Origin of the sequence: Methanosarcina sp. KYL-1 (genome assembly GCF_024372725.1) — an archaeon.
Taxonomy (GTDB): domain Archaea; phylum Halobacteriota; class Methanosarcinia; order Methanosarcinales; family Methanosarcinaceae; genus Methanosarcina.
Window position 1 is genome coordinate 81,670 of sequence record NZ_VOUA01000007.1, and the last position, 15,827, is coordinate 97,496.

Consider the following 15,827-nt stretch of genomic DNA (forward strand, 5'->3'; position numbering starts at 1 on the left):
GGCTGTCTGAATATTCATCTTTCAGTTGTTTAAAGGTTTGATCTTAGCCAGTCATTTGCTCATTATATGGATCATAGCAGCATAAATGAAGGCTTGACTGGACTCTGTCAATCCTTCATAATCTTTGCTCAACCGCCGATAACGACCCAGCCATCCAAATGTACGCTCTACCACCCACCTGCGAGGAAGTACTTGAAAACCTTTGACATCATCTTTACGCCTTACTATTTCCAAAACCCAACCACACGTTATCTTTACCCAATCAACCAGCTGACCAGCATAAGCAGCATCGGCCCAAATAAGCTGCAATCGAGAGAATGTTCCTTTTATTTGTTCCAGAACAAGTTTAGCTCCATCTCTATCCTGAATATTCGCTGCATGAACTACAACCGTTAATAGTAGTCCTGTTGTATCCACTAAAATGTGGCGCTTTTGTCCTTTGACTTTCTTGCCAGCATCATAGCCACGCACACCAGGGGTTTCTGTGGTTTTGACTGATTGACTATCCAAAATAGCTGCACTAGGTTCTGGTTCTCTACCGTTTGCAATTCTCAGTTCAGTTCTCAGCGAAGCATTTATGCGCTCCCAAATTCCGTAAAGCCGCCAAAGACGGAAATAGTGGTAGACAGTTTGCCACGGTGGAAATTCGTGGGGTAACATTCGCCATGCACAACCAGAACGTAATAAATAGAAGATAGCATTCAGTATTTCTCGATAAGAATGAATACGTTTTCGACCGCGAATACTTTGGGGAGTAGGAAGATGAGGTTTGATTAGTTCCCATTCTTTATCAGATAAATCACTGGGATAAGGAAGTCGTTGTGTTTGTTTGGACATTTACGAACAATCGTGGTACAAGTATTATTTAATTTTAAGACAGCCTCTGAGATAATAGAAATAGATGGCTTGGAATATGCACTGGTAAATTTTGGCGAGCATGAAATCAGCTACCTGAAAGTAGATGCCATGGACAAACCCGTGTATACTCTCATATACAGAACTGAGCAGGTTACTGAGGAGGGGGTGCTGTATGTCTACCTCTTCACTGAAATCTTTGAAACAAAGGAAGCGGCGCAGGTAAAGGCTGAAGAGCTGAACAACACATGAGGCAATATGACGATAAGTCATTTCCATTTTGTGTTGGGTTAAAAAGCAAAACGTCAAAAACCTATGGAAATATTACATAAAATCTCAAATTTTTTAAACACACCTCGATAAAAATCAATCCTATAATGCAAATGTGTGTGGTTGGAATTTCATATGGGCTTTCTTATTCAATTCTTTTGAGATCTTTTTAAGTTTTCTCTATTTTCAGACTTCTCAGCTTCTTCTTTTTCCAAAACTTCCTTCAATTCCTTTTCCAGTTTTTTCCTCCTTATATCCAGGTGATCGGCTTTCAGGTTAAGGCTTTGAAGCTGCCTCGAGCGCATTTCCGGCTCAATTATTTCTTCGCTTTCTTCCATTTGTTTTTTCATGGCTTCGAATTCGGTTTTGACCTCTTCTTTCCGGGTTTTTAAGAATTCCAGTTTTTCCGAAAGCTCTGCTTTTCTATTTTGTTCCGGCACGCCGCTTACCTGCTGGCCCAGTTCCTTTTCCTTCTCTTCCAGGGTTGAGAAGACAATCTCGATCCTGCCCAGGATTTCGGCTTCTATTGCTTTGTCAAAGATGATTTCTTCAGGCTTCTTTTTCGGGGGCTTTTCAGGCACCTCCGCTTTTAGGAGCTCTTTTGGGGGGATGAATACGGTCCCTTCTTTCAGGATCCTCTGGTTCATGAAGTTTGGGGAGACGATTTCTACATCAGCTTCGTGAAGGGCATCCAGAACGGCTTTCTTGAAATCCGAACGGGCCGTGATCAGGCTCTCAATGTTCTTTAAAAGCCCTCCCACCTTATATGTGACCGAAAAGTCCCCGAGTTCCAGGACGTGGACGAAAGGGTTTTCAAGTCCTGTTTTTTCTGCGGCAAGGAGAAGGTTTTTTTCGATTCTCTGGCGGGGAACGTCATAGCCCAGGGAGACGCAGGTACAGATGATGGTGCCTGAAGTCCTGATTGTTTTTAAGGGGTTTGAGACCAGTTTGAGGTTCGGGAAAGTCACCAGGTCCCTGTCTATCGACTGGACCTCGGTGTGCAGGATGTGGATGTCGGTGACTCTTCCGAATATGTCTTCACTTTCAATGTAGTCCCCTACCCTGAAGGGCTTTATAATCCTCAGCATGATCCCGGACATCGCATTAGCAATAAAAGTGGTGGAGGAAAGCGCAATCGCAGCTCCGGTAATGATTCCGAGCAGCTGGAGAATCGATTCCTTGTACTGGTCCGCAATTGGTAGGCTGAACACGACAAAAATGAGGCCGATGCTGAGAATGATAAACTGGATTAGCTGTTTTGTGAACTTCACATCGGTACGGACCAGCTTTGTCCGGGTAAGCAGGCGCCCCACCGCAAAAATAAGAAAAATGGTTACTGCAAGGGTGATAATGCTTGCCAGGTACTCTTCAATGATCTGGAAAAAATAGCTCAGCTCCCTTCTCCCCCATTAGAATCTCCTTTCGCTTATCGGACTCGAAATTAGTTAATCAATTAGTTCTTGATGCTTGATATTATTACCTTCATAGCTCGCTAAATTGCAGTTCGTCCTTGCAGGAAATAAATTTTAAGCCAGCTGGATAACTTTAAAAGCTCCCGGATAAATTATTGTATTAGGTGAACTGAAAATGAAAATAGCAGTATGCGGGAAAGGCGGAAGCGGAAAGAGCACTATTTCCGCCCTTCTGGCAAAGCAGATGGCAAAAACAAAGAACGTGCTTGTGCTTGATACCGACGAGTCCAACTACGGGCTGCACGGCCAGCTCGGGCTTGCGGCCCCAAGAGACCTTATGGAGTACTTCGGGGGAAAACAGGGCTTCAAGCAAAAGCAGAGAGCTCCCAGGACCGCTTCCCTCGGCGGACTTGCAGTCCCCGGGGCTGCCGCAGGCCAGCAGAAGTCCCGCTTTTTTGAGGAAAGGTGGAGCTTTTCCGACCTGCCTTCGGAATTCGTGGAAGAAAAGGAAAAGATAAGGCTCATGGCAGTCGGCAAGATCCACGAGTTCGGGGAAGGCTGCGCCTGCCCTATGGGTGTCCTTACCCGTGAGTTCCTGGAAAACCTCGACCTCTCGGAGGACGACATCGTCATCGTGGACACGGAAGCCGGGGTTGAGCATTTCGGGCGTGGAGTTGCAAAGGACTTTGACACGATCCTGGTCGTGGTCGACCCCTCCTTCGAATCCCTTAAGTTGTCTAAAAAGTTCGAGGAACTCGGGGAGCAGGCAGGAAACAGGGTTTTCTTCGTGCTGAACAAGGTAGAGGAAGATATTGAAGGAGACCTGCTGGAGGCCGTTGATTCTTCGAAGGTTGCCGCAGTGATCCCTGCAGACAGGGAGCTTTTCAAGGCGTCCCTGAAAGGTGCAGAATTCGATGTTGAAATTGAGGGGATCGTAAAACTTGCGGAGTTTCTGGACAAGAATTGATTCTTTGGTTCATTGATCGCGGACTCATTGATTCGCGGGGCGGGAAGCGGGTTCAGTGGATTCAGTGGGTGCCCCCGTCTTAATCCCACCTCGCGGCCCTTTATTTTAGTTGCGCGTTCACTTAACCGGGGCTGCATTCCCGGGCATAGCCCGGCCGGAGCATGTGTAAAATTATGAGGACGAAAATGCTGAAAATACATCATCAAGTTTACCGGACGAAGATCTTTTGAATCGCTGCCTCTGGTAGGGCCAGATGCGGTTGAACGCTGAGGTTTCGAAGGCGGTAGCGGTTTTTACAAAGATTTACATTGGTCTTGTTTTATGTTCTTTTTGCGGCTTCGTATTTTCATTATGCATGCGGAAAACGCCGTTTGCTTCGAAACGGAACAAGACACGTTTGATACGGCATTCCTATTGCCCTGTTTTTTATTCGAAACTCATGCCCATGCCTTTTTTTATGTCCTCTTGAGCGAAGCGCAGCGAGCGAAAAGGACGCGCACTGCAGAGCCGCAACTCTGCTGGCGCAACTCTGCTGGCGCAATTCGGGCAATTATCCGAAAGTATATTATTGATCGTGTTATTTTGGATAATGCAAAAGTTTTACTTAGTTTGCGGACAGCAGGTTTTGTTTGCCGGGGCTGTTATTCCTTAACTTTCGATTCATTGGCTTATTGACAAAAAATATATTGAAATGTTTGAGATATTTACGATGTTTGAAATATCTGGATGTTGTTGGAGTTATATTTTCATTATTTAAAACGCTGGAGAACGTAAAATGACTACACGCGAGTACATGCTTGGAAACGTGGCAATCGCCCGTGGCCTTCTGGAAGGCGGCTTGCAGGTGGCTGCAGGCTATCCGGGGACTCCTTCTTCGGAGATCATCGATACCCTTGCGGCCCGGAAGGACCGGGACTACTATATCGAATGGTCAGTGAACGAAAAGGTGGCAATGGAAGTGGCTGTTGGAGCCGCCTGGGCCGGGGTGCGCTCGGTTGTGACCATGAAGCACGTGGGGTTAAACGTTGCAGCAGACCCCTTCATGACCCTGGCCTATGCCGGGACAAAGGGCGGGCTGATCGCAATTGTGGCCGACGACCCGTCATGCCACTCCTCTCAGAACGAGCAGGACACCCGGCGCTACGCCCAGTTTGCCCTTGTGCCCTGTTTTGACCCTTCGACCCCCCAGGAAGCCAAGGACATGATCCCATTTGCCTTTGAGTTTTCGGAGAAGTTCGAAATCCCCGTCATCTTCCGGCCCACAACCCGGATCTCCCATGGGAAATCCGATATCGAGCTCGGGGAAATCCCGACCGACAAACCGCCCGCCAATTTCGAAAAGCTGCTCGACCGCTGGGTCATGCTCCCGAAGAACGCAAGGCCCAGGCACACTCACATCCTCTCGATCCAGCAGGACATGGAAGACGCCCTGTCTGAGTCTCCCTGGAACTCCCTGGAATTGAACCCGGACGCAAAGTTAGGGGTAATCGGGGCAGGCATTGCTTCGGTCTATGCAAAAGAAGCGGTCCAGGGGTTAGGGCTTGAAGCCTCCTTCCTGAAGATCGGGGCTTACCCGGTCCCGAAGAAGCTCATCCGGGAACTGCTGGAAACCGTGGACACCGTGCTCGTGTTTGAGGAACTTGAGCCTGTTGTGGAAGAGCAGGTAAAAATTATTGCACAGGAAGCCGGGCTTTCGGTCCAGGTCCTGGGGAAGATGAACGGTTTTGTCTCGCGGGAAGGGGAACTTGACGTCAGCGCTTTCCTTGAATCTCTCAGGAAAGTTTTCAACCTGCCTGAAGAGCCAGAATCTGGAGCTGCAGCTGCGGCCCCTGGACTTGCCCCCCGCCCGCCTGCCCTCTGCGCCGGCTGTTCCCACAGGGCGACTTTCTATTCCATGAAGAAGGTCTTTGGAAATGACGCAGTCTACCCAAGCGACATCGGCTGCTACACCCTGGGCATCCAGAGCGGGACGGTCGAGACCACCCTCTGCATGGGCTCAAGCATAAGCATCGGATCAGGGCTCTACCATGCCGGGGAAAAGCGCCCGATCTGTTGCTCTATTGGGGACTCGACCTTCTTCCACACAGGCATGAACTCGCTTTTGAACGCCATCTACAACAAAGCCGACATCACGGTCACCATCCTGGACAACCGCATCACAGGAATGACCGGGCACCAGCCAAACCCGGGTATGGGCTTTACAGCAACCGGGGAGCCGACTGTGGAAGTCTCCCTTGCCGAACTCTGCAAGGCCCTGGGAGCCGATTTCGTAACCATGGTCGACCCATATGACCTTGAAGAAACCCAGGAAGCCTTCAAGGCTGCAAAGGAATTCGAAGGCACTGCCGTGGTCATTGCCAGGCAGCCCTGCGTAATTTCTGCAAAGCGGGCCGGGATGAAGCGGGCCAGGTACGCTGTCGACTCCGAGAAGTGTGAGGGCTGCAAGCAGTGCGTGAAGTTCGGCTGCCCTGCAATCGAGTTTGATGAGGAAAACAAGCGTGCCGTGATCACTGCCCTCTGCAGCGGCTGCGGGGTCTGCGCCCAGATATGCAAGTTTGACGCAATCACGGAGGTGAAGAAATGAGCGCATCTGAAGGCCAGAAGCAGAAGTTCGATCTTCTAATCACCGGAGTCGGCGGCCAGGGGGCAATCCTTGCCTCGGACATCATAGGAAAAGCCGCAGTCATAGCAGGGCTTCCCATCCGGGCAGCCGAGACCCACGGCATGGCCCAGCGGGGGGGCTCCGTCGTAAATCACATAAGGATCGGAGAAGAGTTCGGGTCCATGATCCCGAAAAAGAGCGCTGACCTCATGCTCGCCCTCGAGCCCATGGAGGCCCTGAGGTACGTAGACTTCCTCAAAGAAGGCGGCGTGGTCATCGTAAACACCGAGCCCATCATTCCCGTAACAGTCACTTCCGGAATGGCAAAGTATCCTGAAGTTTCAAAGGTCCTTGAAACCCTCTCGCAGAAATTCACGGTAAAAGCCTTCAACGCCGACGAGCTGGCCGTGGAAGCCGGGAGCAGGCTTGCGATGAACGTGGTGATGGTGGGGGCGGTTTCAAACTACCTGCCGATTCCAAAAGAGGTCCTGCTGGAGAGTGTAAAAGCGCTTGTTCCGGCAAAGACAATCCAGGTGAATGTAAAGGCATTTGAGCTTGGAAGGGAGAAGGTAGAGAAAAGTTAAGAAGATAGAGGAAACCGGGAAGGTAGAGGAAAGTTAAGAATGTTAAATGGCGCAAATTTTTCAGGATGAATCCTGAAATTTCTTTATTTCTTTATTCGAGTGCCATCCTTTTTAACTTTTTAACTTTTTAACTTTTTAACTCCTGGCTTTAAAACAAGCTGTTGAATCTTTCCCGTTTCTCTTTCCCGTTTCTCTTTTCCGGTTCACAGTTCTTCTTTTTTCTTTTTTTGGATTGATTCCAGTAGAAGAATAAATCCCTTCAGTCCGAAGATAAGCATGACCAGGGCGAGCTGTGCAAGGGCAAGTCCCATCATGTTCGAAAACACATCTGCCATGTCTGTCTTTCTATTCAAAGTAAAAAACTGGATTATCTCCATTATTAACCCGTACACGGAACCCACATATACGGCAGCAAGGGCTGGCCTGCTGTTGAGTATTTTGTTTTTTGATTTCAGGAATGCGAAGTAGAGCAGGAGCCCAAAAGCAGCGTAGATCCCTATATGGCCTATATCCAGGGACATGTCTGCAGCATGGTGGTATAATCCGGTCAGAAAATCCGCAGCAGAAGAAAAGCCATTCTGGACCAGGAAATCTCTCGTGTTATAGAATATGTTGATTTTAATGAATCTTTTAATAGGGGATACGCTGGATGTTACGGAGAGGTAAAATATTACGATTGTGTACAGGACCGTAATTATGATTATGTTGCTGGGTTTTGTAAGCTTTGACATTTAACCATAAAGTGGTTGTTCAATCGTGAATATAAATTTTTATCCTTGAGTCTATTCTTGAGTCTCTCTCATTCTGGAAATCCCTCTAAGGCCGGAAGCAAAGATAATTACAAAAATCTGGGCAAGTATGAGTCCGAGAAGATTCGACATTGCATCTGCCATGCTTGCCACACGGAAGGGGAGGTACATCTGAAATATTTCGTTCAGGATCCCGTAAGCTGTACCTGCGGAGATAGCGTAAACTGCGGCATATTTTACGAGTTTCGGGTTTTTGGAATTTAAGAACACAAAATAAAGTAAAACCCCAAATCCGAAGTAAATAACAACATGTCCGGGATCTATGGATATGCTGATAGCAAAATTGAGAGCATCAAGCAAAAAGTCCGTGATAAAAGAAAGGTCGTTGGAAGCGAGGACATCCCTGGTTGTGTAACCCAGGTTCATTTTCAGAAAATTTTTCAGGTCCCACAGGTCAGCAGTGACTGATAAGTAAAAAATCAGGGTTGCGTATAAGGTCGTGATCAAAATGAACAGGTTGGATTTTTTGATTTTTAACATTTTCTCTGGAGTATTTATGGAAGATACCTGATTTAAAGGTATTTGATAGGTCACAGTTGAACGCCTTGAATTTTAATAATCCATCATCTGAAATATCCCGAAATTTTTCGAGATATTCTGAAGGCTCATCTATACAAAAATTTTTAGTACATTGAACTAGTTATGTTAATTCTTAATCCTTTAACACCTGGAGCAGAATCATGGCCAATAAGTGCATAAGAGCCGGTTCGGAAGTGGATCTCCTGCTTGAATCCTATAAGTACAGGCGATCAATTTAATAAGATTTTTATATCTGTTATACAGATAACATTGTATAATATTATTGGTATATATATTACAAACTGTTATTATATTATATGTATAACTTTCATCTATCATATTAAAAAAAGATTGTAACCTGGAACTGTTAAGCCGGGACTAAAAGAAATACAAAATGAATCAAACCTGAAGAATAGGAGGTGAATGTGATCACCTTAACTAATTTATATCCTGATAACTGGATTCAAGAAATTGAGCTCTTAAGTAATTTTTTGCTGCCTTTGTTAGTTACAGCAGTGGCCATGCCTTACTTCATTCAAAAATTGAAAGATAATAACTTTGTGGTTAAAGATTATTATAAGAAAGAGCTAACGATGGTGCCGACGTCAGGCGGGCTTCTTATCCTGATCATAGCGCTGCTTTCAATCTCCTTGAATTCCCTTTTTTTTAAGTTCACAACCCAGAACTATGTCATTCTGGTAATTATCGTGCTTTTCGGCCTGTTCGGGGTACTTGATGACATGATAAACATAGGCCGTTTGTCCAAGCTCGTAATTATGTATTACTGCACCTACCCGCTTATCCAGTATGTGCCTCAACCTCTTGTGTTGCATACGGATGCGTGGGCCATTTCTCTTGGGGTGCTTTCTCTTCAGTTCATAGTCCCAACATATGTCCTTGTTGCATCAAACCTGGTAAACATGCACTCCGGCTATAACGGTTTGGCTTCCGGGTTATCAGTGATCGTATTGAGTTCTCTTATTATCAAATCCATATTGGTAAACGACATTGAAAATATAGTTACAGTAGTTGCTTTAACCGGGGCTTTGATTGGCTTTTACATCTATGACCGCTACCCATCCAAAATATTTTGGGGGAATGTGGGTTCCCTGGTAATAGGGGCCACTATAGGCTCTATCATAGTCATACAGGGTTTTTTGATAAGCGGCTTCATCATGCTCATTCCGCACACAATCAATTTCCTGATGTATGTGTACTGGAAGGTTAAGAAATACCCGGTTGCAAAGTTTGGAAAATGCCGGGAAGATGGAACAATAGAGGTCCCAAATCCTCTCACTTTGAAATGGGTGCTTCCTTACTACTATAATGTGACTGAGAAACAGGCAACTTATGCAATGTTCTTGCTGACTTCAGTCTTTTGTGCTATAGGTATTCTCATTCCGGGAAGGTTGTAACTAAAATAAAAAAAGAAATCAAGGGGAGGTGCAACATGTGAGATCTCCCTTGATTATCCTTGATTATAATCCTTTATCTTGATTCTAATTCTTCAACTTCTTTTGAACATCATTAATACGGGCAAGAACAGTATTATTCCCACCGCAATATAGATAATTGCAGAGTAATCCTGATTTTCCTGCACCCCTTTTTCATTTTCAGGATACAGGGCTGTATTTGAAGTATCTTCTGTAAGTTCCTCATTCAAATCCTGGGCCTCGCTTGAATCTTGAATCTCGCTAGAATCCCGGATTTGATTTTCCATGCTCTGGAAAGCCTGGGAACTCTGCCCGGTTATCGCAAATGGAGAAAATCCGGGAGTTTCGGCTTCAAAATACAGGTACAGGCCATCTTCTCCGGTTTGCCGGGTTTCGAGCGCATTCCACATGTCATCGCTGAAATGGTTCAGGGTTATCGAGGTACGGTCAATTCCGTTTTCATTTATCCAGGCCCTGTCGACCCTGAAGCCCACAACGGCGTTTTCAAGGTTTTCGGGGTTTGAAATTCCATCCGTGCCTATCCAGATGTTCATGTGCTGGTACACCTGGCCTTCAGGTTCGACCGGGGTCAGTGAGGATTTTTCCTTGAGCATCTCGATGATTGCAGTGGTCTTCCCAAAGCTTCTTTTGGGGTCAAATTCCACATACCTTATGTCATTCGTGTCCCCTTTGAAAGTATATTTAGCCCGGACCCCGTTGGTTATGAAGCACTGGGAAATCTCTTTCAGTTTGATGTTCTGAGTGGATTCGGGAGAACCTGCGCCTCCCCCTCCTCCACCACCACCGCTTCCACCAGATGTTTGTTCAGATGTGGATTTCGAAGTCTCACCAATCTGGATATTACTGTTTACAACTGTTACCGGAATTGAATAACCGCTTGAATTGCTTACCACAACATTTGAAAGCTGTAATTTGCATACCCCTGACCTGTCGCTTGAAACCAGATCAACCGTTGCAAAAGTCCCGGGCGCTGTCACCATATTCTTACCCAGGATAAGGCCGTATATACCTGTAACAGTGCCGCGTGAGTTGTCAGTGGTACCTGAACTGAATATGGTGGTGCTGCCTGTCCGTTTTAATAGGTCTCCCTCCCGGATCTCTTTTACATTGACCAGAGAGTTATCGAAAATGAAGTCAAGCTGAGCTCCGGATATCGAAGTATCAGGTTCGATATATATGTTCAGGGTGAAGTCCTGTTCCCCTCCTATAGATTGTGTTTCTGGTGATATTCTCACAATAGTCTCGGATGAAGCGGTACCCATAAATGCAATGCTCAGAGAGAGCAATAGCAGTAAAGCCAGACTAAAACGTAATGTATCATTCTGCATGTTTTTCATGTGCACTATATTTTCCCCCATGCATTTCCTATGAAATTTGTTTTGTAATATTTATAAATCTCTTAATATTCATAGATCTTTATTTTACGCGTTTTATTATAAATTTCTTTCTTATGACACTGGTCTTTTTATGACAGAGAAAAAGGATCAAATAAGTCTGTAGTCATGAAGTCTCTCAATCTGCCAAAATTAAAAGTGAGATTTTTGAAATTTTCATGGTTATCTGGATGTATCTTGAAATTGATTTCCCGAAAACTTCCAGTACTCACGGACAGAATTATTCATGGACAGAATTATTATGAGCAGAGCTACTATAGCTCAAATTTGTCAAATGCCCCCTTTATATTATTACCATTCCCTCTCCTTTATTTGCCGGGCAAGGTATAAGTAACTTTTTTTATACAGTATTGCTATATACTTATAGAAAAATAACAATGTGTTAAGACTCGACTAAATATGAAACTAGTGAGTACGGTATCAACACGAGATGTCAAAAAAATAATAATATGTCAAAAAATTGAGATCTACGTTGAAAAAAGTAATTCTGACGCAGGTTCCTGTACCTGCGCCATATTTTTTATTCTACAGTATACCTTTTTTCTCTACGTTTCTACCTACCTTTTCACAAATTTACTCTATCGTTTCACCAAAGTAGTATCCCACAATGCTAAGGTCCTGAATATTAGTGGAACCGTCCTCATTCACATCCCATGCCGGGTAAGGTTCGGTTGTGGTGGTCCCATATTTCTGGGCGACCACGGTTACGTCCAGGATATCCACCTTCTTATCTTTGTTAACATCCCAGCGCGGCTGGTAATCATTGATGTAGATAGTGTGCTGGTCTGTTACCTGGTCCGTCCCATCACTTACCGCTACCTCTATCGTGTGGGTCCCGCTGCTTGAGAAGCCGGTGTTCCAGACATAACTCGAATCAGTGCTGCAGGTTATCCCATCGATCTTGATAACGTAGCTCAAGGGCTGTTCAGCTGCAGCGGATGCCCTTACTATAATGTTGATTTTATCTTTTTCCGTGAAGACTGATCCGTCATCCGGCTCAAAAGAATCAATGACCAGAGCAGGATTCACGGTTATGGTAACATCTTCGGAATCGGTAAGGTAGCCGTCGCTTACTTCAAATGTGACTGTATAAGTTCCTGCCTGTCCCTGAGATGGTGTCCAGATAAACTGCCCTGATGCCGGATCAAAGTATGCTCCTTCCGGGAGGCCCGCGGCTGAATACGTCAGTTTATCTCCGTCCATATCGTTAGCATTTACCGTGAAGGTCAGAGACTTTGTTTCACCAATCGATTTTGAGCCAATCGGATTCAATTCTGGCGCAGTATCGATTAGCACGGTCGCATTATTGATTGTGATTGGGGCAGGGTTTGAATTGCTGTCACTGACAATCACATTTGATAACTTGAGTTCTATATATCCGGTCATGTTTCCTGCGGTCATGCTGATGGTTGCCATCACGCCCGGTGAGGAGACGCTTGATTCTCCCAGAATTGAGCCGTAGACATTTCCTACTTTTCCAGCGGTGTTGTCAGTGGTTCCACTGCTGAAAAAGGTTGAAGCTCCTGCCTGGCTAAAGAGGTTTCCTTCGGTTACGCCGTTTGCACTTACCATTGAACCGTTGAATCGAAGGTCTAACTGGGATCCGGCTATGGCTGTGCCTGGCTCGATCTCGACATCTAAGGTAAAGGGCTGGTTAGGAGCGACTAACTGGTATTCCGAAGTTTGGTATTCCGGAATTACTGTAACTATTGATGTATTCTGGGGCTCCACTGAACCAATCACATCTACTATCCAGATATGCAGGATTGATTCTTCGCCGCTGGAACCGGTCACCATAACCTCATATGTGCCGGGTGTATCCCAGGTCCGGGTTATGGATGCGGCATCACTCTGGACCATTTCCCCGTTGATGAACCAGTTTGTGGTCAGGGGCTGATCTGAATTAACACTGAACGTTACAGGTTCATCAGTGTTTTGAGTAAGTGTAGTATCTGTCGGAAAGAATTCTATGACTGCCTTCGGCAGGGCACCTGAATCTTCTCCTATGTTCCAGGTCTGGTTAACAGTACCGTTTGCATTGGATCCGACAAACTTAATTGTGTGGCCGCCTTCCTCCACAGTCCACGTGTAACTCATGGCTCCTTCGTTTACTGGCTCATCAACATCATCAACATACCATTTCATATTGGTCAGAGGTTCATCTGTCCAGACCCTGAAGATCTTTTTATCACCCGTGTTGAAGGGGTTCTCTTCACTTGGGGCGAAACCGGTTTTGTGCGGGCCTATTAAATCGTCAGGGATTATTGCTGTGATGGTGTATGTTGGGACGTTGGGATCTTCACGGTACCATGAAGAATCGGGAGTGATGCCTGAAAGAGATATATTGAGGCTGCTTTGGGTAATTATGCTAATTGTATGTGGTAAGTAATCATAAGTTCCATCTGGGTTCCTGTGATATTCATTTATCGCGGGTGAGTTGGCTCTGTTATCATTTGGTAGGTACGTATGGCCTTCGGAATTTGTAAAAAATATTGTTTTGTCTCTGGCATACCCATTCTGTGATTGATAATCAGAGATATTAGAACTAATTATTAATTTTGTATTAGGCACAGATGTTCCATCTTCATATTTCGTAATCATATCCAGATAATATGCATTATAGAAATCTGTACTTGAATCATAGCTGGCTTTTCCGTAACGGACATTGAGAAGTTTTGCTCGAATAGACTTCTGTATCCAAATATCCTTATAAGAGGAATTATATAAAGATGCATCAATTAATACGATGTCTTCGGTCGTTAAACCATCATAAGTAGTTGGTTCCCATGTTGTGGTTGTCCAGATATCGTTAAGACCTATCACAGTTATATTGCTACATCCCATCATTTTAATGCCATTATGGGGATTTTCAGGTTCGCTACCAACTGATATTTTGTTTATAGTTACATTATTGGCATTATCAGCAATCGAAACCCCTGATGCAGATGGGCTATATGTTGATATATCACGGAAAATTATATCATGTGCGCTAGAACTAGATATTATAAAATCATTACTGTAGCTATCATTCACTGTAATATTCTCAATGGTTAGATTGTATCCACCATGCACATCTATTCCATTATGACCAGCATAATTCACTGTTACATTTTTAACAATTGTGTTATGTTCTACTCCTGAAATGTATATCCCACCCCAGCGAGGGCTTTCAATATTTAGATCATGAACATAATTGCTATGCCCATTATTTATCGAGAGCCCGTTTGAGGAAGTTGCGTGAGTATTTCTGAAACTCGGATCATTGTAAAATATATAGTCTGATAATTCGCAATTTTTACAACTTGAAAGAGCTAGTCCTGTATATATAATGTTTCTACATTTGATATTAGAAAAATCAGTATTGCTTATATTGACTATCATAATCCCTTTGTAGGAATCTTCAACAGACACCTCGGTGATATTACTGATATCGTTATAGCAATAAATCCCCCTAATCGCTTTGAATGTCACATTGTCTAAAGTTGCATGATATGTGTCTATTTGTGTCATATCAGCGTATTCCGATAATGGGATCATAGTTCCTGATGTTTCATTCCAACCAATAACAGTAACATTTCTAAATACAAATTTTCCGTATCCTGTCTCGTACATGGTCCCAAATTCAACGTGCCCGCCACTCGAACCAATCGTTTTTCCTAGTCTCACCTCTGTGCAATCATCAGAAGAGTCGAAGACTAATGTGGAGTTATTACCACATTCTACACGCTTACGATATACCCAGACCTTTTCAGATGTCTGATTGATATAATATTCCACATTACCATAACTTGGGTTTTTGGTTAACCAAGCATCTAATTTAGATTCAAGCGTTGTAGAATTGATGTTACCTTCATCAACTAATTTGATTGCGCCGTCACTCCCCCATACAGTTGCAGAAGCAGGGTCAACAAGCATTAACATAAAAACAGCTAAGATAATGATTCTCTTCATCATTCAATACTTCCCTTTATTGAAGTTTTTAATGTTATTCCTCAAACGTAACTATTCGATCTAGGCAAAAATATTAATAGATATACTTGTTAAGGTTCAATGTATAATCTTTTATGGACTAATTTCTTGAGTTTTTAGTTATATATTGCATTTTTTCTTTTTTCATCAGTTAGTAATCATACTCATCTTGCATCTAAATAAACATCAATCAACTGATTTATGTTAGACTGAATCGTTACCGTCAAACGTTAATTATAGAGCTTAATCCCTAAACTCTAAATTTGCTTCTTTGAATATCGTCTTTTCAGTAACCAATGGTGTTTCGAATCATGAAAGTAATCTTGAAGACTCATTACTGATTAAAAATAAAGGGATTTGTGGTAGCTTGTGTACAATTGATTTTAATAAATTATTTTTCTGGTAATTATTTGATATAACTCTCCATGGTCATATTTTGTTGGTCTTTTCATATTATATTGGTCTTCTAATGTTCTACTGTTAATATTTTGAAACACTAGTACTGCGATTCCAAAATATCTCCATAACTATGGATATTGAAATCAATCTGCATGTCAACGTAAGGAACCACGGATAGACACGGATTTAGGTCATCCGTGTTAATCTGTGTTCATCCGTGGTTTACTCACAGATTTTGGAATCGATGTACTAGTACTTCGAGTCTGGTCTGCAATCCTTATATACCGTGTAATCTCAGTAGAAATGGATCGAGTTTTGAGACCGCCTGTAGTAGATTGTAATTTTTATCTTCAATAAATTGAAACCTTACTCATGCAAAGTAATAAAGCAGAATAAGAGTATCCTCTTCAAATTGTATGGGAATAGGTAAATTTCACACATGTGCTAAAATTTAAGAATTTTTTTAAGTTTGAGAACCACACTCAAATCGGAGTTCTAAGATCTCATGAAAATCGAGATGTAACTATGGATATTACATAGGTCTAACAAAAAATTAATTAAGTTCCATAACGGTTTAAAGCTACCGATTTTTG

The 15,827-nt window shown here is 43.7% G+C and carries 11 protein-coding genes; 5 read left to right on the forward strand and 6 right to left on the reverse strand.

Annotation, left to right across the window (positions count from 1 at the left end):
• Positions 1 to 51 precede the first annotated feature (51 nt).
• A complete protein-coding gene (locus FTO70_RS07400; protein WP_255335105.1) occupies positions 52 to 837 on the reverse strand; it encodes an IS5 family transposase in 786 nt (261 codons plus the stop codon).
• 69 nt (positions 838 to 906) lie between these two features.
• Between FTO70_RS07400 and FTO70_RS07405 the strand changes: the two genes are divergently transcribed.
• Positions 907 to 1,107, forward strand: a complete 201-nt coding sequence (locus FTO70_RS07405) for a hypothetical protein (protein ID WP_255335106.1) — start codon at positions 907 to 909, stop codon at positions 1,105 to 1,107.
• Between the two features lie 167 nt (positions 1,108 to 1,274).
• On the opposite strand, the gene FTO70_RS07410 is transcribed toward FTO70_RS07405, so the two are convergent.
• Complete coding sequence (locus tag FTO70_RS07410) at positions 1,275 to 2,438, reverse strand: mechanosensitive ion channel domain-containing protein (RefSeq protein WP_255335107.1); 1,164 nt, start codon at positions 2,436 to 2,438, stop codon at positions 1,275 to 1,277.
• A gap of 274 nt (positions 2,439 to 2,712) precedes the next feature.
• Between FTO70_RS07410 and FTO70_RS07415 the strand changes: the two genes are divergently transcribed.
• The 3 genes from FTO70_RS07415 (at position 2,713) to FTO70_RS07425 (ending at position 6,690) form a co-directional block, all read left to right on the forward strand.
• Positions 2,713 to 3,504 carry a zeta toxin family protein gene (locus FTO70_RS07415; RefSeq protein WP_255335108.1) on the forward strand — a complete coding sequence of 264 codons (792 nt, stop codon included), beginning with the start codon at positions 2,713 to 2,715 and terminating at the stop codon, positions 3,502 to 3,504.
• Positions 3,505 to 4,279: 775 nt separating this feature from the next.
• Positions 4,280 to 6,088 carry an indolepyruvate ferredoxin oxidoreductase subunit alpha gene (iorA, locus tag FTO70_RS07420; RefSeq protein WP_255335109.1) on the forward strand — a complete coding sequence of 603 codons (1,809 nt, stop codon included), beginning with the start codon at positions 4,280 to 4,282 and terminating at the stop codon, positions 6,086 to 6,088.
• On the forward strand, positions 6,085 to 6,690 hold the full coding sequence (locus FTO70_RS07425; RefSeq protein WP_255335110.1) for an indolepyruvate oxidoreductase subunit beta: 606 nt from the start codon (positions 6,085 to 6,087) through the stop codon (positions 6,688 to 6,690). The genes iorA and FTO70_RS07425 overlap by 4 nt, the downstream gene beginning before the upstream one ends.
• A 203-nt stretch (positions 6,691 to 6,893) precedes the next feature.
• Here the strand turns inward: FTO70_RS07425 and FTO70_RS07430 are convergent, their stop codons facing one another.
• Together FTO70_RS07430 and FTO70_RS07435 are read right to left on the reverse strand one after the other, a co-directional pair.
• Positions 6,894 to 7,421: a VanZ family protein gene (locus FTO70_RS07430; RefSeq protein WP_255335111.1), complete on the reverse strand. Its 528-nt coding sequence runs from the start codon at positions 7,419 to 7,421 to the stop codon at positions 6,894 to 6,896.
• Between the two features lie 51 nt (positions 7,422 to 7,472).
• Complete coding sequence (locus FTO70_RS07435) at positions 7,473 to 7,946, reverse strand: VanZ family protein (protein WP_255335112.1); 474 nt, start codon at positions 7,944 to 7,946, stop codon at positions 7,473 to 7,475.
• A gap of 665 nt (positions 7,947 to 8,611) precedes the next feature.
• Between FTO70_RS07435 and FTO70_RS07440 the strand changes: the two genes are divergently transcribed.
• Positions 8,612 to 9,433: a UDP-N-acetylglucosamine-1-phosphate transferase gene (locus FTO70_RS07440; RefSeq protein ID WP_255335113.1), complete on the forward strand. Its 822-nt coding sequence runs from the start codon at positions 8,612 to 8,614 to the stop codon at positions 9,431 to 9,433.
• A gap of 92 nt (positions 9,434 to 9,525) precedes the next feature.
• On the opposite strand, the gene FTO70_RS07445 is transcribed toward FTO70_RS07440, so the two are convergent.
• Both FTO70_RS07445 and FTO70_RS07450 read right to left on the reverse strand, forming a co-directional pair.
• Entirely contained in the window at positions 9,526 to 10,707 is a 1,182-nt protein-coding gene (locus tag FTO70_RS07445) for a PGF-pre-PGF domain-containing protein (protein WP_255335114.1), read from the reverse strand.
• Between the two features lie 732 nt (positions 10,708 to 11,439).
• Positions 11,440 to 14,817 (reverse strand): putative Ig domain-containing protein, encoded by a 3,378-nt coding sequence (locus tag FTO70_RS07450; RefSeq protein WP_255335115.1) that lies wholly within the window; start codon positions 14,815 to 14,817, stop codon positions 11,440 to 11,442.
• Positions 14,818 to 15,827: the final 1,010 nt, after the last annotated feature.